Annotated in this window: 18 protein-coding genes; 11 read left to right on the forward strand and 7 right to left on the reverse strand. The window is 69.7% G+C overall.

The annotated features are described in order from the left end of the window. Nucleotides 1-55 precede the first annotated feature (55 nt). Nucleotides 56-1,267 carry an ROK family protein gene (locus ACIPJ2_RS15630; RefSeq protein WP_402729575.1) on the reverse strand — a complete coding sequence of 404 codons (1,212 nt, stop codon included), beginning with the start codon at nt 1,265-1,267 and terminating at the stop codon, nt 56-58. A gap of 141 nt (nt 1,268-1,408) precedes the next feature. On the opposite strand from ACIPJ2_RS15630, the gene ACIPJ2_RS15635 reads away from it, so the two are divergent. The 6 genes from ACIPJ2_RS15635 to ACIPJ2_RS15660 all read left to right on the forward strand — a co-directional run bounded on the left by ACIPJ2_RS15635 (nt 1,409) and on the right by ACIPJ2_RS15660 (nt 7,755). Next, entirely contained in the window at nt 1,409-2,155 is a 747-nt protein-coding gene (locus ACIPJ2_RS15635; RefSeq protein ID WP_402729576.1) for a sugar phosphate isomerase/epimerase family protein, read from the forward strand. Next, a complete protein-coding gene (locus ACIPJ2_RS15640) occupies nt 2,152-3,297 on the forward strand; it encodes a Gfo/Idh/MocA family protein (RefSeq protein ID WP_402729577.1) in 1,146 nt (381 codons plus the stop codon). The genes ACIPJ2_RS15635 and ACIPJ2_RS15640 overlap by 4 nt, the downstream gene beginning before the upstream one ends. Before the next feature lie 136 nt (nt 3,298-3,433). Continuing rightward, entirely contained in the window at nt 3,434-4,735 is a 1,302-nt protein-coding gene (locus tag ACIPJ2_RS15645) for an ABC transporter substrate-binding protein (RefSeq protein ID WP_281265121.1), read from the forward strand. 122 nt (nt 4,736-4,857) lie between these two features. Beyond that, the gene (locus ACIPJ2_RS15650; protein WP_402729578.1) at nt 4,858-5,856 is read left to right on the forward strand and encodes a carbohydrate ABC transporter permease; all 999 of its coding nucleotides are present in this window, start codon (nt 4,858-4,860) and stop codon (nt 5,854-5,856) included. Further along, nucleotides 5,849-6,688 (forward strand): carbohydrate ABC transporter permease, encoded by an 840-nt coding sequence (locus tag ACIPJ2_RS15655; protein ID WP_402729579.1) that lies wholly within the window; start codon nt 5,849-5,851, stop codon nt 6,686-6,688. Before ACIPJ2_RS15650 ends, ACIPJ2_RS15655 begins: the two co-directional genes overlap by 8 nt. Before the next feature lie 137 nt (nt 6,689-6,825). Next, the gene (locus tag ACIPJ2_RS15660) at nt 6,826-7,755 is read left to right on the forward strand and encodes a TolB family protein (RefSeq protein WP_402729580.1); all 930 of its coding nucleotides are present in this window, start codon (nt 6,826-6,828) and stop codon (nt 7,753-7,755) included. A gap of 93 nt (nt 7,756-7,848) precedes the next feature. Here the strand turns inward: ACIPJ2_RS15660 and ACIPJ2_RS15665 are convergent, their stop codons facing one another. The 5 genes from ACIPJ2_RS15665 to ACIPJ2_RS15685 form a co-directional block, all read right to left on the reverse strand. Then, the gene (locus ACIPJ2_RS15665) at nt 7,849-8,523 is read right to left on the reverse strand and encodes an ABC transporter ATP-binding protein (RefSeq protein WP_402729719.1); all 675 of its coding nucleotides are present in this window, start codon (nt 8,521-8,523) and stop codon (nt 7,849-7,851) included. Between the two features lie 125 nt (nt 8,524-8,648). Further along, the gene (locus ACIPJ2_RS15670) at nt 8,649-10,181 is read right to left on the reverse strand and encodes an ABC transporter permease (protein WP_402729581.1); all 1,533 of its coding nucleotides are present in this window, start codon (nt 10,179-10,181) and stop codon (nt 8,649-8,651) included. 108 nt (nt 10,182-10,289) lie between these two features. Then, the gene (locus ACIPJ2_RS15675) at nt 10,290-10,988 is read right to left on the reverse strand and encodes a glycosyltransferase (RefSeq protein WP_402729582.1); all 699 of its coding nucleotides are present in this window, start codon (nt 10,986-10,988) and stop codon (nt 10,290-10,292) included. Next, nucleotides 10,985-12,337 carry a PIG-L family deacetylase gene (locus ACIPJ2_RS15680; RefSeq protein WP_402729583.1) on the reverse strand — a complete coding sequence of 451 codons (1,353 nt, stop codon included), beginning with the start codon at nt 12,335-12,337 and terminating at the stop codon, nt 10,985-10,987. Before ACIPJ2_RS15680 ends, ACIPJ2_RS15675 begins: the two co-directional genes overlap by 4 nt. Further along, nucleotides 12,331-13,341: an acyl-CoA dehydrogenase gene (locus ACIPJ2_RS15685; RefSeq protein ID WP_402729584.1), complete on the reverse strand. Its 1,011-nt coding sequence runs from the start codon at nt 13,339-13,341 to the stop codon at nt 12,331-12,333. The genes ACIPJ2_RS15680 and ACIPJ2_RS15685 overlap by 7 nt, the downstream gene beginning before the upstream one ends. 105 nt (nt 13,342-13,446) lie before the next feature. Here ACIPJ2_RS15685 and ACIPJ2_RS15690 point away from each other — a divergent pair, with 105 nt between their 5' ends. The 5 genes from ACIPJ2_RS15690 (at nt 13,447) to ACIPJ2_RS15710 (ending at nt 18,251) form a co-directional block, all read left to right on the forward strand. Further along, nucleotides 13,447-14,187, forward strand: coding sequence for a response regulator transcription factor (locus ACIPJ2_RS15690; RefSeq protein ID WP_281265113.1), 741 nt, complete (start codon nt 13,447-13,449; stop codon nt 14,185-14,187). A gap of 7 nt (nt 14,188-14,194) precedes the next feature. Next, nucleotides 14,195-15,676 (forward strand): cell wall metabolism sensor histidine kinase WalK, encoded by a 1,482-nt coding sequence (locus tag ACIPJ2_RS15695; RefSeq protein WP_281265112.1) that lies wholly within the window; start codon nt 14,195-14,197, stop codon nt 15,674-15,676. A 419-nt stretch (nt 15,677-16,095) separates the two neighbouring features. After that, nucleotides 16,096-16,611 (forward strand): 50S ribosomal protein L10, encoded by a 516-nt coding sequence (gene rplJ / locus ACIPJ2_RS15700; protein ID WP_123655473.1) that lies wholly within the window; start codon nt 16,096-16,098, stop codon nt 16,609-16,611. 54 nt (nt 16,612-16,665) lie between these two features. Then, complete coding sequence (gene rplL / locus ACIPJ2_RS15705; RefSeq protein WP_281265111.1) at nt 16,666-17,049, forward strand: 50S ribosomal protein L7/L12; 384 nt, start codon at nt 16,666-16,668, stop codon at nt 17,047-17,049. 284 nt (nt 17,050-17,333) lie between these two features. Continuing rightward, a complete protein-coding gene (locus ACIPJ2_RS15710) occupies nt 17,334-18,251 on the forward strand; it encodes a hypothetical protein (protein WP_402729585.1) in 918 nt (305 codons plus the stop codon). A gap of 145 nt (nt 18,252-18,396) precedes the next feature. On the opposite strand, the gene ACIPJ2_RS15715 is transcribed toward ACIPJ2_RS15710, so the two are convergent. Then, complete coding sequence (locus tag ACIPJ2_RS15715) at nt 18,397-19,824, reverse strand: amino acid permease (protein WP_402729586.1); 1,428 nt, start codon at nt 19,822-19,824, stop codon at nt 18,397-18,399. Nucleotides 19,825-19,856 lie beyond the last annotated feature (32 nt).

The following is a 19,856-nucleotide window of genomic DNA, read 5'->3' on the forward strand; positions in this document are numbered from 1 at the left end:
CTCCCCGAGCACCGACGGACGGAAACCGGCGCACCGCGCCGACCGGAACGCGCGGTCAGGAGACCAGCTCGCGCCCCTCTGCGTACGCGACCAGCTCGTCGACGCCTGCGGGGGAGAGGGCGTAGCCGATCGCGAGCGCGGCCGCTCCCTGAAGCGCCGCGATGCCCCCGGCACGGGAGGGCGCGATGACGAGGTGCTCGGTGGCGAGCGGCATCGAGCGGGAGTACACGACCTCCCGGACGCCGGCCAGGAGGTGCTCGCCCGCCTGCGTGATCGATCCGCCGAGCACGATGACCGAGGGGTTCATGAGGGACACGCAGGTCGCGAGGACCTCGCCGATGTCCCGGCCGGCCTGCCGGACCGCCCCGATGGCGTCCAGGTCCGAGCGGGTGACGAGGTCGATGACGTCCGCGCTGGTGTGCACGTCGTGGCCCTTCGCCCGGAGCGACCGGGCGATCGCGGGCCCGGAGGCGACGGCCTCGAGACAGCCGGTGTTCCCGCAGTGGCACGGCACGTCGCCGGCGCGGGAGACGCGCACGTGCCCGATGTCCCCGGCAGTGCCCTGTGCGCCTCGCTGGAGCCGCCCCTCGGACACGATGCCGGAGCCGATGCCGGTGGCGACCTTGACGAACAGCAGGTGGTCCACGTTCGACCAGCCGTGCTCCCGCTCGCCGAGCGCCGCGATGTTGACGTCGTTGTCGAGCAGCACGTGCGCGGAGACGTGCTGCCGGAGCCAGCCAGGGACGTCGAAGCCGTCCCACCCGGGCATGATCGGCGGGTTCGCCGGCCGACCGGTGGAGAACTCGACGGGCCCCGGGACGCCGATGCCGATGGCGATGACGTCGTCGCGGGCGCGACCGACCTCGGACAGGAGCTCGTCGATCGCCTCGACCAGCCAGGTCAGCGTCGGGACGGGGCCGGCGGCGATGTCGATGCGGGCCTCGCGCGTGGCGAGGGGTGCTGCGACGAGGTCGGTGACGGCGACGCGGCCGTGCGACGCCCCGAGGTCCGCGGCGATCACGAGGCGCGAGGTGGAACGGAGCGCGATCTGCGCCGGTGGGCGGCCACCGGTGGACGCCGCGGTCTCGACGGGCCCGATGAGCCCGATGTCCGCGAGCGCGTCCAGGCGCACGCCGATGGTGGAGCGTGCTGCCCCCGTCAGTGCGGCGAGCTCGGCCCGGGTCCGCGGCACACCGTCGCGGAGGATCTGGAAGAGCTCGCTCGTCCCGACCGGAGGCGACGCTGCCGTCCGTGTCAAGTCGACCATGGGGGGAGTGAACCACACATCGAACAGGGCACGCAATGAAGTCCGCCGAAGATATGCGGACTTCTGCTTGACCGCCGACAGAAGTGCTCGTAGTGTGACGCTCGGTCAGTGACGACCACCGTCTCGATGAGGAGAACACTGGTGACACAACCGCTTTCGGTTCAGCTCTACACGGTCCGCGACGCACTCGGAGCCGATCTTCCCGGCACCCTGCAGCGCATCGCCGGCATCGGCTTCACGAAGGTCGAACTCTTCGGCTACGTGGACCGCGCCGACGAGTACGCGGCCGCGCTCAAGGAGGCAGGACTCGAGGCCCCCAGCGGCCACGCACGTCTGCTGGACGCGGGTGAGCAGGACCTCGAGCGCATCTTCCACGCCACGGCGACGATCGGCACCGAGACGCTGATCGACCCGCACATCGACGAGGCCCGCTGGACCACCCGCGAGGACGTCGAGGCCATCGCCCGCGAACTCAGCGCACTGGCCCCGCGTGCCGCTGACCACGGCCTGACCCTCGGGTACCACAACCACGCGTTCGAGTTCTCGAACCGCATCGACGGCGTCAGTGCCTACGAGGTGTTCGCCGGCGCCCTCTCCGACGACGTCGTGCTCGAGCTCGACACCTACTGGGCGAAGGTCGGTGGCGACGACCCGGTGGCCGTCATCGAGAAGCTCGGCGACAAGGTGCAGTTCCTGCACGTCAAGGACGGCGACGGGTCGCACGACGACAAGCAGCAGGTCGCGGTCGGCAACGGCATCATGCCCATCCGCGAGATCGTCGCGGCTGCGCCGAACGCCCTGCACGTCATCGAGCTCGACGACCACGACGGCGACGTCTTCCAGGCCGTCGCCGACTCGTACACGTTCCTGCAGGGAGTGGACGCATGACCGACACCGCGACGGGCGAACAGGCCCAGACCACCACGAAGACCGGCCCGGTCGGCGTCGGCGTCATCGGCGCCGGGGTCATCTCGGACCAGTACCTCTCGAACCTCACCGTCTTCCCCGACGTGAAGGTCCACTTCATCGCCGACATCGACCTGCCCCGCGCGGCTGCGCAGGCGGAGAAGTGGGGCGTCGCGGGCTCCGGCACCGTCGAGGAGCTCCTGGCGATCGACGACATCGAGATCGTCGTCAACCTGACGATCCCCGCCGCCCACGTCGAGGTCGCGCTGCAGGTCCTCGCCGCCGGCAAGCACGTCTGGGGCGAGAAGCCCTACGCGCTCGACCGCTCGAGTGCCGCACAGCTGCGCGACGCCGCGGCTGCTGCGGGCAAGACGGTCAGCGTCGCGCCGGACACCTTCCTCGGTGCCGGCCTGCAGACCGCGCTCCGCACCATCCGCGACGGTCGGATCGGGACGCCGCTGAACGGCCTGACGCTGTTCCAGAGCCCCGGCCCGGAGTCGTGGCACCCGAGCCCCGAGTTCCTCTTCGCCTACGGCGCGGGTCCGCTGTTCGACATCGGCCCGTACTACATCACGACGCTCGTGCAGGCGTTCGGCCCGGTCGCGAAGGTGACGGCGACGTCGTCGAAGTCCCGCGCGACGCGCACGATCGGCTCGGGACCGAAGGCCGGCACCGAGTTCCCGGTCGAGGTGCCGACGAACCACTCGGCACTCATCGAGTTCGAGAACGGCGGGAGCGCGCAGAGCGTGTTCTCGTTCGAGTCGGACCGCGGCCGCACCGGCTTCGTGGAGATCGCGGGGGAGACCGGGACGGTCGTCTTCCCGGACCCGAACAACTTCGACGGCGACACCGAGCTGTACGCGCTCGGTTCTGAGGAGCCGGAGACCATCCCGGCCGTCGGCTCCACCTACTCGCGCGGCACCGGCGTGGTCGACCTGGCCCGCTCGCTCCGTGCAGGCGAGGAGAACCGGGTCCCCGGCGCCCTCGCGTTCCACGTCCTCGACGTGATGGTCTCCATCGCCGAGAGTGCCGAACGTGGTGCGGCGGTGCTCGTCGAGAGCACCGTCGCACCCTCCCCGACCCTCCCCGAGGGCTGGGACCCCGCGGAGCAGACCCTGGCCTGACGGCCGGGGTCCGCCCCGCACCACGTCGTCGGACGACGCAGCCCGCCGACACCACACAGCAGCACCCGAAACCGCTCCACCCGGAGCACCCCGCAGATCCCACTGCACCATCTCAACGACGAGAAAGTAGAGAGTCATGCGCACTGCCATCCGCGCACTGGCCATCACCGCGGCCGCGGCACTCACCGTGACCGGCCTCGCAGCCTGCTCCTCCGGAGGCTCCGGTTCGTCCGGCGACTCCAAGACGCTCACCTACTGGGCGTCGAACCAGGGCACGTCCCTGCAGAACGACAAGGAGGTGCTGACCCCCGTCCTCGAGAAGTTCACGAAGGAGACCGGGATCAAGGTCAACCTCCAGGTCATCGGCTGGAACGACCTGCAGACGAAGATCCAGACCGCCGTCACCTCTGGGCAGGGCCCTGACGTGGTCAACATCGGCAACACCTGGGCGACGTCGCTCCAGGCGACCGGTGCGTTCCAGGAGTTCGGTTCCTCCGAGATGAAGGCGATCGGCGGTGCCGACAAGTTCGGCAAGGTCGCGCTCTCCACCGGTGGCGCCCCCGGCAAGACCGTCACGAGCGTCCCGCTCTACGGCCTCGCCTACGGCCTGTACTACAACAAGCAGATGTTCAAGGACGCCGGCATCGAGGCCCCCACCACCTGGGAGGACCTGACCGCCGACGCCAAGAAGCTCACCACCGACGGCAAGTACGGCTTCACCATCGCGGGTGGTTCGTACACCGAGAACGCGCACTTCGCGTTCATCAACTCGGCGCAGAACGGCGGCGAGTGGTTCGACAAGAGCGGCAAGCCGACCTTCACGTCGAGCGCCAACGTCGACGGCATCAAGCGCTACCTCGACCTGATGCAGAGCGACAAGGTGGTCAACACCTCGAACGCGCAGTACGACAACGGCACCCAGGCGGTCTCGGACTTCGCGAACAAGAAGGCCGCGATGATGCTGACGCAGAACAACGCGAACGCGACGATCACGTCGAACGGCATGTCCGCCGACGACTTCGGCGTGGTCCCCTTCCCGGCCCCCGAGGGCGGCAAGGACATCGCGAGCTTCCCGGCCGGCATCAACCTGTCGATCTTCAAGAACACGAAGAACAAGGACGGCGCGCTCAAGTTCGTCAAGTACATGACGAGCGAGGCCACGCAGACCACGCTCGACAAGCCGTACTCGGCCCTGCCGGTGCTCGCCTCCGCTGCCGACTCGGTCACCGACGAGCAGACGAAGACGTTCCTCGACATCTACAACAACAAGGCGAAGCCGCTCCCGCTGGTGCCCGCCGAGGACCAGTTCGAGTCCACGGTCGGCAAGGCGATGAACGACATGTTCGCCAAGATCGCAACCGGCGGCACGGTGTCCGACAGTGACATCAAGTCCGCGCTGCAGACCGCCCAGGACCAGGTGTCCCAGGCGAACGGCTGATCCACCCTGGAGGCTCGGGGCGCGTCCGCAAGGCCGCCCCGGGCCTCCACCCCCTCACCTCCACCGGCCGCTGCCACGGCCGGCGCAGCACCCGAACCCTCCTCAGCCGAAAGGCCCTGCCCATGTCCACGACGGTCCTGCCCGACTCCGAGGCCATCGACCTGACGCACACGAAGGCGCCGACCCTGTCGCGTCCTCCGCACAAGGGGAAGAAGAGCCGCTTCCAGTGGCTGCCCTACGCGCTCGTCGGTCCCGCGATCCTCTTCGAGCTCCTGATCCACATCGTGCCGATGCTCACTGGCATCTGGATCAGCTTCGTCCAGCTCACCAAGTACTTCATCGCGAACTGGGGCGCCGCGCCGTGGGCCGGCCTGCACAACTACCAGGTGGCCGTCGACTTCAACCAGGCGATCGGCAAGGGACTGCTCAACTCGTTCCTGATCACCGTGGCGTTCACGATCCTCGTCGTCGGCCTCTCGTGGGGCTTCGGCATGATGGCGGCGGTCGCGCTGCAGAAGCCGTTCAAGGGTCGCGGGCTGTTCCGCACCCTGTTCCTCGTGCCGTACGCGCTGCCGATGTACGCCGGCGTGATCACGTGGAAGTTCATGTTCCAGCGTGACTCGGGTGCGATCAACCACATCCTGGTCGACCAGCTCCACCTGGTCAGCGGAAGCGGGCCGTTCTGGCTCATCGGCAACAACGCCTTCGTGGCCGTCGTGGTCGTGGCGATCTGGAAGACCTGGCCGTTCGCGTTCCTGATGCTGATGGCCGGTCTGCAGTCCGTCCCCGCCGACGTGTACGAGGCAGCCTCGGTCGACGGTGCGAAGCCCTTCCGGCAGTGGCGCTCGATCACGCTCCCGATGGTCCGCCCGGTCAACGTGACGCTCGTGCTCGTGATGTGCCTCTGGACCTTCAACGACTTCAACACGCCGTACGTGCTGTTCGGCTCGACGGCACAGCCCCCGGCGGCCGACCTGCTCAGCTTCCACATCTACAACGCCTCGTTCATCACCTGGAACTTCGGTTCCGGTGCTGCGATGAGCGTCCTGCTCCTCCTCTTCCTGCTCGTCGTCACCGGCATCTACCTCGCCGTGACCAACCGGAGGTCCGTCCGTGCGTGAAACAGTGGGCGCAAAGTCCTTCAAGATCATCGTCCTGGCACTCCTGACCGTCTTCACGGTCGTGCCGCTCTACGTGATGATCACCACGGCCATCAAGCCGCTCGGTGACGTGCAGAACGACTTCACGTGGATCCCGACCAACATCACCTTCCAGCCGTTCATCGACATGTGGTCGACGGTGCCGCTGGGGCAGTACTTCATCAACTCGCTCGTGGTCTGCACGGTCGCGACGGTGTTCTCGCTCATCATCGCCACGTTCGCCGCCTACGCGGTGTCGCGGTGGAACTTCAGGGGCAAGAGCACCTTCACGACCGCGGTGCTCTCCACCCAGATGTTCCCCGGTGTGCTGTTCCTGCTCCCGCTGTTCCTCATCTTCACGAACCTCGGGAACTCGCTCGGGATCCAGCTCGTCGGCAGCTGGACCGGTCTGATCATCACCTACCTGACGTTCACGCTCCCGTTCTCGATCTGGATGCTCGCCGGGTACTTCGAGACCATCCCGCGTGAACTCGACGAGGCCGCGATGGTCGACGGTTCCGGCCCGATGGGTGCGCTGTTCCGGATCATCCTGCCGTCGGCCCGCCCGGGTCTCGTCGCGGTCGGCATCTACTCGTTCATGACGGCATGGGGCGAGGTCCTCTTCGCCTCCGTCATGACGAACGGCAACGGGCAGACGCTCGCGGTCGGTCTGCAGCAGTACTCGACGCAGACCAACGTGTACTGGAACCAGATCATGGCGGCGAGCCTCGTCGTGAGCATCCCGGTCGTCATCGCGTTCCTCATCGTCCAGCGCCAGTTCGTCGCCGGCCTGACCGCCGGTGCGGTGAAGTAGGCGGACCAGCACGCTCCCTTCCGCGAAAGCGACAGATCCCGGGCAGAAGTTGCCCGGGATCTGTCGCTTTCGCGTGAGGGACGGGACGGCACGGGACGGGACGGGACGAGCGGCGCGCAGCGCGGCAGGATGGACGCATGACAGACGCACGCGGGCGGCAGCTGCTGCCCGGACAGACCAGCCGGGTGCACGTGTACGACGTCGACCGGCGCGAACCGAGACTCGTGTTCGAGAGCGCCACCGTCCTCGTCGAGGCACCGAACGTCCTCGACGACCGGACCCTGGTGCTGAACGGCGACGGGGACCTCTGGCTGCTGCGGATCCCGGACGCCGACACCGTCCTCGACGAGAGCGCACTCGAACGGGTCCCGATGCCCGGCGTCCCCGAGATCAACAACGACCACGTCCTCGACCCCTCGGGGAAGTCCGTCGTGGTGAGCAGTCGCGACGGGGATCTCTACCGCATCCCGCTGCCCAACGGGGGAGCGTCGGCGCCCCTCACCCACGCGGCCGACGCCCTGCCCGTCGTCCGGAAGTACTACCTGCACGGCATCGCACCCGATGGTGGGGCGCTCGCGGCGATCGTGGGGGAGCGCAGCGAGGACGGCGTCTGGACGACCGACGTCGCGCTCGTCGACGTCGCGTCGGGAGAGCCGACCTTCCTGACCCGGGACGAGCACCCGGACGACGGCGTCTCCTACGCGGGAGAGATGCTCGTCTGGAACTCGGAGCGCTTCAGCCCGGGGACGGCCCAGCTCGTCGCCCTGTGGCCCGGCGCGACCGAGCCCGTGCGGATCACGAACGACGACCGGGTGAACTGGTTCCCGCACGTGTCGCCGGACGGCGCGCACCTGCTGTACCTGTCGTACGAGCCCGGCGTGCAGGGACACCCGGCGGACCATCGTGTCGAGCTCCGGCTCCTGCCCGGTGTCCTCGTGCGTGGCGCCCGCATGATGCCGGTGCCCGAGAGCCTGGTGACGCTCGATGGCGGGCAGGGAACGGTCAACGTGCCGCCGTGGTCGCCGGACTCGACCTGGTTCGCGTACTGCGACTACCCCGTCGTCTGATCGGCACCGCACCCCGCGACGGACATCGCGCCCCGCCACGGCAGGGCGCGATGTCCGCAACGAGGTGCGACGCGAGCAGGCCGGCGTCGACCCCTACGCCTCGCGGACCTGACCCTGCTTGATGTGCAGGCGGCGCTCCGCTCGCTTGGCGACCCACGAGTCGTGCGTGACGATCACGACCGTCAGGCCGCGGTCCTTCCACTGCCGCTCGATGAGCCCCATGATCTCGTCACGGGTGCCCTCGTCGAGCGCGCCCGTCGGTTCGTCAGCGAGCAGGACGCTCGGGTTCTTCACCAGCGCCCGGGCGATCGCCACGCGCTGCTGCTGCCCGCCGGAGAGCTCGGCCGGCAGGTGGTCGAGGCGCTCACCGAGGCCGACCTCCTGGAGCGCGGCCGTCGCGCGCGCCCGGATCTCCGATCGTGCCCGGTTCGCGAGCGACCCCGCGAACGCGGTCTCCACGTTCTCGAGCGCCGTCAGTGTCGGGATGAGGTTGAAGCTCTGGAACACGAACCCGATCTCCGTCGCACGGACGTTCGTCAGCGCGCCGTCCCCGAGCTTCGCGACGTCGCGCTCGCCGAGGAGCACCGATCCGGCACTCGGCCGGTCGAGCGCGCCGAGCATCTGCAGCAGCGTCGACTTGCCACCGCCCGTCGGCCCCTGGATCGCGACGAGCTGCCCCTGTGGGATGGTCAGGTCGACGTTCGTCAGGGCGGTGACGGTGCGGTTCTTCTGCTTGTAGGTCTTGCTCACGTTGCTGAGCCGGTACATCGGACTGGAGGCACGGGTCGCGTCCGCCGTGGGCGCTGCGGTCTCGGTGGTGGTCACGGGTGCTCCTGTCGTCGGTTCGGTCGTGTCGGTCGCGCCGGTCTCGGTCGCGGCGGTGTCGTCGGTCATCAGGCCACGCTCCGCAGGGCCTCGGCCGGACGGAGCCGGCTCGCACGCCAGCCACCGAGGGCACCGGCGATGAGGCCACCGAGGATCGCCAGGCCGATCGCGAGCAGGATCACCTCGACCGTCACGGGGGCGTGCAGGACGACGTCGGTCGTCGAGGCGGTGCTCGCTCCGCCGCCGCCGAACCCGCCGGCGGGGGCTCCGCCAGTGGTGCCGCTACCGGCTGCCGCGGTCGCCGCGCCGCCGGGCATCCCGCCGCCTCCGCCTGCACCGCGGGTGCTCGTCGAGGCGCTCGCCGAGATCGTCGGCGCGATGACGTTGACCACGAGGATCCCGATCAGACCGGCCACCGCACCGATGACGCCGCCGATGAGGCCCTGGACGAGGGACTCGCCGGCGACCTGCCGGGTGATGCGGCCGTTCGACCAGCCGATGGCCTTCAGGGTGCCGAACTCACGGGTGCGTCGGGTGACGCCGGAGATCGTGAAGAGGACGGCGATGAGGAACGCCGCTGCCAGCACCAGGATAGACAGCCAGGTGCCGAGGTTGGCGACCAGGTTCGACGCGGTGGCGAGCGAGCCGGAGACGCTCGATGCCAGGTCGGACTCGGTCGAGACGGTCGCGCTCGTCAGCTTCTCCTGCAGTGCCGTCTTGATGGTGCTGACGTCGGAGGACGACTCGGCCGAGACGTAGATCGAGGTGACCTTGCCGTCGAGGTCGGCCAGGGACTGTGCGGTGTCCAACGGGATGTACGTGTTCGACCCGGTGGTGCTCGCGGAGCCGGTGGACGAGACGATGCCGATGACGGTGAACGTCGTCCCGCCGATGTCGAGCGTGTCCCCGACGGCCTTCGACTCGCTCTTCGCGTAGCTCGCGTCGAGGACGACGACGTCCTTGCCGGCGTCCTTCGCCGCGAAGGTGCGGCCCTTCGTGATCTCGGTGCTCGTCAGCGGACCGACCGCGTCGCCGGACACCGGGATGCCGGTGACGCTGAACGAGTCGACGTCGAACGAGCCGCCACCGAAGCCACCACCACCTCCGCCGCTCGGGGGTCCCTGCTGGGTGCTGGTCCCACTGCTGCTGCTGCTGCTGCTGCTGTCGCTGCTCGAGTCCTGCTGCTGGACGGTCCCGGAGAACGTGCTGTTCTGCAGCGTGAGGACACCGGTCGCCGCCTTGACGCCGTCGGTCGCGGTCACGGTCTTCAGGTTCGCCGCGGACAGCGTGCTCGTGCCGGGGGAGACGGAGAGCCGCGACTGCGAGAGGTTCGTGCTGCCGCTGGAGCCGGACGAGTCCTGTCCGCCGAAGTCGAAGCTCGGCCGTCCGCCGCTCGACGACGGCGTCGCGGTCTTCGACACGGTGATGTCGGTGCCGACGCCGTACACCGACTGCAGGACGCTCGACTGCGCGGTCTTCACGCCGCTCGAGATCGAGGAGACGATGACCACGAGTGCGATGGCGAGCGCCATGCCGATCGCGATGATGACGGTCTGTTTCTTGCGGTTCGTGAGCTCGCGCCTGAGGTAGGTCAGGAACATGGTTCTCCTCGGGGGTGTGACCGGTGGGGCCGGTGCGGGAATGAGGAGAACGTACGGACGGTGGTTGTGGCCGGGCCATCGCGTCCCTAAGAGGTGTCTAAGTGCCGCTCAGGACGCGTCGCCGTAGGTCTGGCGGAGGTGTTCGGCGTACCCGCCAGGCGTCCGACCGGCGAATCGTCCGCTCGTCACGACCGGCGCCTCGATCGTCGCGTCGACGCGGAGTCCGAGGGCGCGGGCACGCTCGACCAGGCGGACGTCCTCGTGCTCGGGGACCGGGTCGAAGCCGCCGAGCACGCGGTACGCGGCGGCGAGCACCCCGAGGTTGGCGCCGTGCACGTGACCGAGGGCGGCACCGGGCGGGTGTGCCGAGGTCCAGCGGTCGAGGACGACGGGGTCCAGGTCGTCCGGGTCCGGGACGACGGCACCGACGAGCACGTGCGCCCCACGGGCGAGCGCGTCGGCCTGCTGAACGAGCCACGAGGCGTCGACCCGGGAGTCGGCATCGGTGTGGGCGAGCCAGTGCGTGACGGCGTCCGGGTCCCCGGCAGCCCGCACGGCGTGCGCGACGCCGAGGGACCTGGCTCGCCCGACACCGACGTGCGGCGTCTCGATGACCGCGACGTCGTACGACCGTGCGATCGCCGCGCTGCCGTCCGTGCACCCGTCCAGTACGACGGTCACACCGACCGAGACGTCCGGGCGTTCCGCTGCGAGCCGACTCGTCGCGGTGCGGAGCGCGTCGAGGCAGGCGGCGAGGCGGTCCTCCTCGTCGTGGGCGGGCACGACGATGTCGATGCGGCCGGTCACCGGACGAGCCCGTCGTCGCGCGCGACCGAGCGGACGTCGGCACCGGGCATGACCGTCAGCACGAAGTCGTCCTCGACGTGCCGGACGAGCGCTGGACGTGGCCAGCGTACGCGGAGTCGTTCGTCCACGAGGTCGCCGCTCGAGACCGCTTCGTCGTCCGGGTGTCGCCAGTGGCAGGCGACGAGGACACCGTCGTCGGCGAGGGAGTCCAGCACGAGGTCGATCGTCCGGTCGAGGTCAGCCGGGGAGAGGTAGTAGCCGACCTCGGACATGACCACGAGGTCCCACGTCCCCGCCGGCCACTCGTCCGGCAGCGCCGCCTGCAGGAACCGTGCGCGAGGGGCCCGTGTTCGTGCTCGTTCGAGGGGTGCTGCGGCGATGTCGGTGCCGAGGACGTCGTCGGCCCGCTCGGTCAGCGCCGCGGTGAGCACACCGGTCGCGCAGCCGATCTCGAGCGCGGACCGGTAGCGCTCCCGGGGCAACGCCGACAGGGTCACGGCGCGCTTGCGTCGCTCGTACCAGGAGCCGTCGAAGTCCCACCCCTCCGGCTTCCGTGCGTAGTGGGCGTCGAACGACTCGCGCGACCGCGACCGCGCCACCCCGAAGGACCACTCCGTCGGGGTCAGGTGGTGCTCCGCGTGCCGGTCGTCCACGATCGCCTCGTCGCCGGGCGCCGGCGAGAGCCGCTCCACCTGCGATCGGTACGCGGCGAGGGCACGGCGCTTCCGGTCGAGCACGGCCGCGGACAACGCCAGGGCCCGGGCCTCGCCCCACGGCGCCGCCGACGCGGTCGGGTCGTCCCAGTGCCACGCCCAGATCGGGTAGGACAGCAGGTCGACGTCGTCCCGATCGTGCACGACGGCCTCGGCGACCTCGCCGGCGACCCGGTGGTCACGATGCCCGTCCCCGCTCCACGGTGCGACGAGGAGCGTCCGTGCCGGTGCGGCGTCGAGTCGGGCGACGAGTGCGTCGCGCAGCGTGTCGGGCTGCTCGCGGAGGCCGACGTCCGGCACCCCGAGGAACTCCGACGTGACGGACGGGTGGAGGGTCCCGAGCGCCGCCCGGAACTCCGACGCACGGGTGTCGGCGAGTTCGGCGGCCGTCGTGGTGGGGGAGTCCGGGTGCGACCCCTCGCCGAGCGACACCAGGACGACGTGCACGGGGACACCGGCGTCCGCTGCGGTCGCGATGAGACCGCCGGCACCGAGCGTCTCGTCGTCGGGGTGCGGCGCGACGACCACGACGGACGCGTACGCGGCGACGTCGACCGCACCGGCGGGGACGGAGGCGAGGAACGCCGACCAGGCTGCTGGGTCGGTGCCGGGCTGCCGGTGGTCGAAGCTCACCATGCGACACCGCCACGCTCGACGACCATCCGGCCGATGCGCGCGAGGTCCCGGTCGCCGTGGTCCTGCAGGACGTAGAGCTCGAGGTCGGCCACGCGGGCGGCGATCGCCGGGTCGGACGTCAGCGGCGCGGGACCGAGCGCCCCGACGACCCGTGTGCGCACGTCGTCCACGGCACGACGGACACGCGACCGGACGGTCTGCGCCACGAGCGCCCAGTCCTCGTCCCGCTCGGCGTCGATCGCTGCGGCGGCGCCGGCGATGGCGTCCTCCGCGTCGGCGAGGTCCGCCACGACGGCGCCGAGCGCGACCCGCAGCAGCTCGGCGTCCGGGCGCGATGCGACGTGTGCGCGGAGCACCCGGGCGAGCCCCACGGCACCACCCCACCAGCAGGCCGCGACGCCGATCCCGCCCCACGCGAACCCCGGCCGGTCGAGGTACCAGCCGGGATCACCGACCGGCTCGGCCGGCACCCCGTCGAAGTCCACCGGTCCGCTCGGCACGTCGGGCATCCCGCGCGCGACCCAGGCCTCGTCGTGCGTGGTGACGCCCGCATGTCGCAGGTCGACGGCGAACAACTGCCGCTCGTCGCCGCGGTGTGCCGTGACCAGCGCGTGCGAGAGCACCGAGGCCAGTGAGCACCACGGTTTCGTCCCGGTCAGGACACCGGCGTCGTCGATCTCGAGCCGCAGCCCCGGTGCCTCGGCGGCGAACACGCCCCACGTGGATCCCTCGGGGACGTCGACCCCGGCCTGCGCGAGGATCCCGAGCGCGTCGAGGTGCGGCTCGACCGTGCGGGCGAGTGCGACGTCCGCGGCCGCGACGGCGGCGAGCGTGGCGAACACCGGACCGGCCGTGCCCGCGGTCAGGGGTGCGGTGGTGGTGGCGACCCACCTGGTGAACGCGAGCCGGTCCGCCGGGGACGAGCCGAGCCTCCCGGCGGCCTCCTCGAGACGCGCGGTGTCGACGCCGGACGCGTCGGTCGGCCATGCCGTGGAACGGATCATGCCTCGACGCTACGGGCGGCACCCGTGGAACCCTGCCGGATCATCCACAGACGGCACTTCGGTCCGTCTCAGACGCTTCATAGGAAACTCTCGATACTCGAAGACGTGACCATCTCCCAGCCCTCCGCAGCTCCGCGCCTCACGCGTGCCGACGGTTCGCCGTTGCGCATCCTCGTCGTCGACGACGAGGCCAGCCTCACCGACCTCCTGTCGATGGCCCTCCGCTACGAGGGCTGGGACGTCACGAGCGCGAACGGCGGGCAGGACGCGCTCGCCAAGGCGCGCGAGTTCAAGCCGGACGCGATGGTGCTCGACGTGATGATGCCGGACCTCGACGGTCTGCAGGTGCTGAGCCGACTCCGGCAGAACAACGACGACACCCCGGTGCTGTTCCTCACCGCGAAGGACTCCGTCGAGGACCGGGTCACCGGCCTGACCGCGGGCGGCGACGACTACGTCACGAAGCCGTTCTCGCTGGAGGAGGTCGTCGCCAGGCTCCGCGGACTCATCCGCCGCTCGCAGATCTCCGTCTCCGAGGCCGGCGACTCGCGGATCGTCGTCGGTGACCTGGTCCTCGACGAGGAGTCGTACGAGGTCTCACGCGCCGGCCGTTCCATCGAGCTGACCGCCACCGAGTTCGAGCTCCTCCGATTCCTGATGCGCAACCCGCGTCGTGTGCTCTCGAAGGCGCAGATCCTCGACCGCGTGTGGTCGTACGACTTCGGCGGCAAGTCCTCCGTCGTCGAGATCTACATCTCCTACCTGCGCAAGAAGATCGACGCCGGCGAGCAGCCGATGATCCACACGGTGCGTGGCGTGGGCTACGTCATCAAGCCCGTCTCCTGAGACTCCCGTGACCCTCCGCCGTCGACTCGTCCTGAGCATCGTCGCCCTGGTCGTCGCCGTCAGCGCGGTGATCGGTGCCGGGAGCATCATCGCGCTCGCCTCGATCCAGACCGGCGCGATCGACCAGCAGCTGCAGACCGCGACGAAGCGTGCCACGAACAAGTTCGGGCAGGGCCAGACCGACCAGCCGCCCGGCGACGACGTCCTGCGGCCGGCCGGGCAGGCGGCGGGGACCCTGACCGCCTACTACTTCACCAACGGTCGTGCCGGCGGCATCGTCATCCAGGACGACGGGTCGCCCACGTCCCTGTCGACGGACCAGTTGCAGCGACTCGGTCAGGTGAAGGTCGGTGTGGCACCCGCGACGATCGGCCTCGGCAGCACCGGGAGCTACCGGGTCGCCGCCGTCCGCGTCGACAACGGCTACCTCGACGACGCCGTGCTCGTGGTCGGTCTGCCGATGTCGCCTGTCTACCAGAGCGTGTGGTCACTGCTCTGGGTCGTGATCGTCGTCGTCGGTGGCGCGCTGATCGCCGCGTCGATCGTCGCTGCGGTGGTCGTCCGGCGATCGCTGCGTCCGCTCGAGCGGGTCGCCGAGACCGCCTCGGCCGTCGCCAGGATGCCCCTGGAGCGGAGCGACGCCCTCGACGGCGTCCGGGTGCCGGACACCGATCCCCGCACCGAGGTCGGCCGTGTCGGCAGTGCGTTCAACCGCATGCTCGGGCACATCGGCGGCGCCATGCAGGCCCGCGAGCGCTCGGAGCAGAAGGTGCGGCAGTTCGTCGCGGACGCCTCGCACGAGCTGCGCACCCCGCTGGCGTCGGTCCGCGGGTACGCCGAACTCACCCGGCGGATGGGTGGGGACCTGCCGCCGGACGTCGTCTACGCGATGAGCCGGATCGAGTCGGAGTCGGTGCGGATGACCTCGATGGTCGAGGACCTGCTGCTCCTCGCCCGGCTCGACGAAGGCCGCGAGATCCAGTTCGACGACGTCGACCTGACCGGGCTGGTCTTCGATGCCGTGAACGATGCCCACGCCGCGTCCCCTGAGCACCCGATCGACGTGGACGTGCCGTCGTCGCCCGTCGTGGTGCTCGGTGACGCCGCGAGGCTCCACCAGGTCATCGTGAACCTCGTCACGAACGCCAGGACCCACACGCCGGACGGCACCCGCATCACCGTGGGGATCGCTCCGGTCCAGGGCGGGGTCGACCTGACCGTGCGGGACACCGGCCAGGGGATCGACCCCGAGTTCCTCCCGAAGCTGTTCGAGCGCTTCGCCCGTGCGGACAGCTCGCGGTCCCGCACCGCCGGGTCGACGGGCCTCGGGCTCGCGATCGTGGACGCGGTCGTGCAGGCCCATGGCGGGTCCGTGGACGTGGCCAGCGAGCCGGGGAACACCGTGTTCACGGTGCACCTGCCCGCGGAGCCGGTGCCCGACGCGGCTGGTGCTGCTGGCGCCTGGTCCGACGTGCCGAATCGCGCGTAGGAGGTCGAATCGCGCGTAGGAGGTCGGATTTTCCGAGCACCTACGCGCGATTCGGCTTTCCATGGCGGGCGTTGTGGGTCGGACCGCGCCAGCTGACGGACGGGAGGACCGGTGCCAGGCCGCACCGAGCCTCCCGTCCGGTGTTTGGTGGCGACCACTGCATCTGGTACAGTTCTCGAAGCCAAAGACCGCCGGTTCTTGCTGCGCTCGCGCAGCAAGCGAAGGTCCTCATCCATGAGGCAACCCGCGCAGGTGTTCAGAACCTCTCCATCCGTTCGCGGGGGAGCAGCTCCGAGCCTCTGCGCCGGAGCTTTTTTCATGTGGTGGCTGTGTTCGTCACAGTGGCTGTGTTCGTCACAGTTGATGTGTTCGTCACAGTTCGGGACCCGGGGCTACCGGCAAGAACCCCAAGGAGAACCATGGCGAACAAGGAAGCTGCGGTCGCCGAGCTCACGGAGTCATTCCGTAGCTCGAACGCCGTTCTGCTCACCGAGTACCGCGGTCTCACGGTCGCGCAGCTCAAGGAGCTCCGCAACTCGATCCGTGAGCACGCCACGTACGCCGTGGTGAAGAACACGCTGACCAAGATCGCGGCGAACAACGCCGGCATCTCGTCGTTCGACGACGAGCTCGCCGGTCCGTCCGCTCTCGCCTTCGTCCACGGTGACACCGTCGCCGTCGCGAAGTCGCTGCGTGCATTCGCCAAGGCGAACCCCGAGCTCGTGGTGAAGGGCGGTTACTTCGACGGTAACCCGCTCACCGCGACCGAGGTGGACAAGCTCGCCGACCTCGAGTCCCGTGAAGTTCTGCTCGGCAAGCTCGCCGGCGCCTTCAAGGCCTCGCTGTTCGGTGCTGCGTACCTGTTCAACGCACCCCTCTCGCAGGCCGTCCGCACGGTGGACGCCCTCCGCGAGAAGCAGGAGTCCGCGGCCTGATCAGGCTCGCGTTCCACAACCACACCACGCATCAGTAAGTAGTAGGAGAAAATCATGGCGAAGCTTTCGCAGGACGAGCTCATCGAGGCCTTCAAGGAGCTCACGCTCATCGAGCTCTCGGACTTCGTGAAGAAGTTCGAAGAGGTCTTCGAGGTCACCGCGGCCGCCCCGGTCGCCGCTGCCGCTCCGGCCGGCGCTGCCGCTCCGGCCGAGGCCGCTGAGGAGAAGACCGAGTTCGACGTCATCCTCAAGTCCGCCGGTGACAAGAAGATCCAGGTCATCAAGGAGGTCCGTGGCCTCACGTCGCTCGGCCTGGGCGAGGCCAAGGCGCTCGTCGAGACCGCCGACGCGAAGATCCTCGAGGGTGCGAACAAGGAGACGGCCGACAAGGCGAAGGAGGCCCTCGAGGCCGCCGGCGCCACGATCGAGCTCGCGTAAGTTCGACCGATCCGGTCACGAAGGCCGCTGCCCCTCGGGGTGGCGGCCTTCGTCGTGCGCGGAGGCGGGGCGGGCGCGTGGGCGGCTGGCGGCGTCCTTCCGCGAAAGCGACAGTCTGCCGCCGAAGTCTTGCGGGTGAAAGTCGCTTCGGCGGCAGTGACAATGGGACCACGCGGCACAGCGTCGGGTTGACGTCAGACTCCACATCGTCCGGGGCGGACGATCAGTCCACAGATCGCTGGACAGCGCGCCAACTCGGTCCGCCAGGGCGACAGCGTGCGGGTATGTGCACAGCTCGTGACATCGACCTCTTCCGAACCACCTCGCTCGACCGTGCTGCAGCGCGACATCTCCAGCGGCGACGTGCGGCCGACGAACTCGTCCGGATACGGCACGGTGTGTACGTCGAGCGCAACCCGTGGGAGGCGCTCGACGGTCGTTCTCGGCACCTCGTCCGGATGCGGGCGGTGATCCCGCTCCTGAGGCCAGGCGCCCTGTTCGCGCTCGACTCGGCGGCTGCGATCCTCGGCTTCCCCAGACTCGATCCGTGGCCGGACCGGGTCCGTGCGGTCGTGCCGTCGCTCGACCACGACGTCCACCGTGTCGGTCTGACGCTGCACGCCGGACACGTCGGGGCAGACGGGCGCCTGTTCTGGGGTGTGCCGTTCTCGTCACGCGCATGGACGGTCGTGGAACTCGCTCGTCGGAGTTCGTTGTCGGCGGCCGTCGTCGTCATCGACGACGCACTCCGAAGGGGCGTGTCGGCCGCGGAACTCGAGCGGATCGCCGCGGAGACCGGTCCGTGGGGATCGGTGCGGCTCGAGCACGCCCTCGAGATCGCGGACGTTCGACACGAGTCCGTCGGTGAGTCGTACCTCGCGGCCCGCGCAGCGGAACTCGGCTGCCCCGACCTCGAGCCCCAGCACGAGTTCGTCGCGCCTGACGGAACCGTCGACCGCGTCGACTTCTGGTTGCCACGACTGGGCATCGTCGTCGAGTTCGACGGCCGTCAGAAGTACGACGATCCCGCAATGCTCGCGGGGAGAGCCCCGCGTGATGTCCTCTGGGACGAGAAGCGTCGCGAGGACCGCCTCCGTGCGAGGGCCGAGGTGCGTCGGTTCGTTCGGGTCACTTGGTCGCACCTCGTCGCGCCGGAGCGGCTCCGGGCGCTGTTCCGGCAGCAGGGGGTGCCATGTCGGTGACGTCTCCGTGTGACGCCGAAGCGACACGTTTCGACATCGTGGAATTGTCCGGTGCGCACGAGCGACAGGGTGCCGCCGAATGCGGGCGGGAACCTGTCGCTTTCGCGGAAGGGCCGCGCGGCGGCGCCGCGCGGCGGCGCCGCGGTCAGGACAGGGTGCTGTGGCGGCGGCCGTAGAGCAGGTAGAGCGCGGCGCCGGCGACCATCCAGATGCCGAAGGCGATCCACGTGCCGATGCCGAGGAACACGGCGAGCAGGACGCAGCAGAGCGCACCGAGGATCGGGACGACTGGGAACAGGGGGACCCGGTAGGACCGCTCGAGGTCCGGCTGCGACCGGCGCAGGATGATCACCGAGACGTTCACGAGCGCGAACGCCACGAGCGTCCCGATGCTCGTCGCGTCGGCGAGTTCGCCGAGCGGTACCAGGGCGGCGACGATCGTCACGACGATGCCGATGATCAGGGTGTTCGCGATCGGGGTACCCGTGCGCCGCGAGACCCGCCCGAACACCCGCGGGACCAGTCCGTCGCGCGCCATGGTCAGCAGGATGCGGGTCTGTCCGTAGAGCACCGTCAGCACGACGCTCGCGATCGCGATGACGGCACCGATCGAGAAGACGAGGGCGACGAGCGGTTGGCCGGTCACGTCGACGACGATGCGGACCAGGGACGCCTCGGTGGACGAGAACGACGTCCACGGCCGGGCACCGATCGCGGCGATGGCCACGAGGATGTAGAGCGCGGTGATGAGCGCGATCGACCCGATGATCGCGCGGGGGAGGTCACGGCGGGGGTTCTTCGCCTCGTCGCCCGCGGTGGATGCGGCGTCGAACCCGATGTAGGAGAAGAACAGTCGTGACGCCGCAGCGGTCACACCCGCGGCTCCCATCGGGGCGAGCGGCTCGAAGTTCTGGGTCCGGAACGCCGTGAAGGCCACGGCGACGAAGAACACCAGCAGCGCGATCTTCACGACGACCATCAGCGTGTTCACCCAGGCGCTCTCGCGGGCACCGGGGATCAGGATCGCGGTGGCGATGAGCACGAGCGCCGCCGCCGGCAGGTTGACCAGTCCGCCCTCGCCGGGAGGAGCGGCCAGCGCGGTCGGCAGGTGCAGCCCGAACACCTTGAGGGTCTCGTCGACGTACTCACTCGCACCGACCGCGACGGCCGCCACCGAGACGGCGTACTCGAGCACCAGACACCACCCGCACACCCAGGCGATCCCCTCGCCCATGGTGGCGTAGGTGTACGAGTAGCTGGAGCCGGAGGTCGGGACGGCGCCGGCCATCTCCGCGTAGGACAGCGCCGACAGCAGCGCCGCGACGCCGGCGAGCACGAAGGAGATCCACACCGCGGGGCCGGCGAGCGGCACCGCGGTGCCGAGGACGACGAGGATGCCGGTGCCGAGCGTCGCCCCGACGCTGATCATCGTCAGGTGCCAGACCCCGAGCGTCCGGCGCAGCGGCTCCCCGTTGACGCCCGTCGCGGACTCGGATTGCAGTTGGTCGATCGGCTTCCGTCTCGCGAGCTGGTGACGCAGGGACGTTGCGGGGCGGGACGGCGCGGACGACATGGGACCTCGTGGTGCGGGGAACGGGACGGATC

The organism is Curtobacterium sp. NPDC090217, from assembly GCF_044746705.1.
Taxonomy (GTDB): domain Bacteria; phylum Actinomycetota; class Actinomycetes; order Actinomycetales; family Microbacteriaceae; genus Curtobacterium.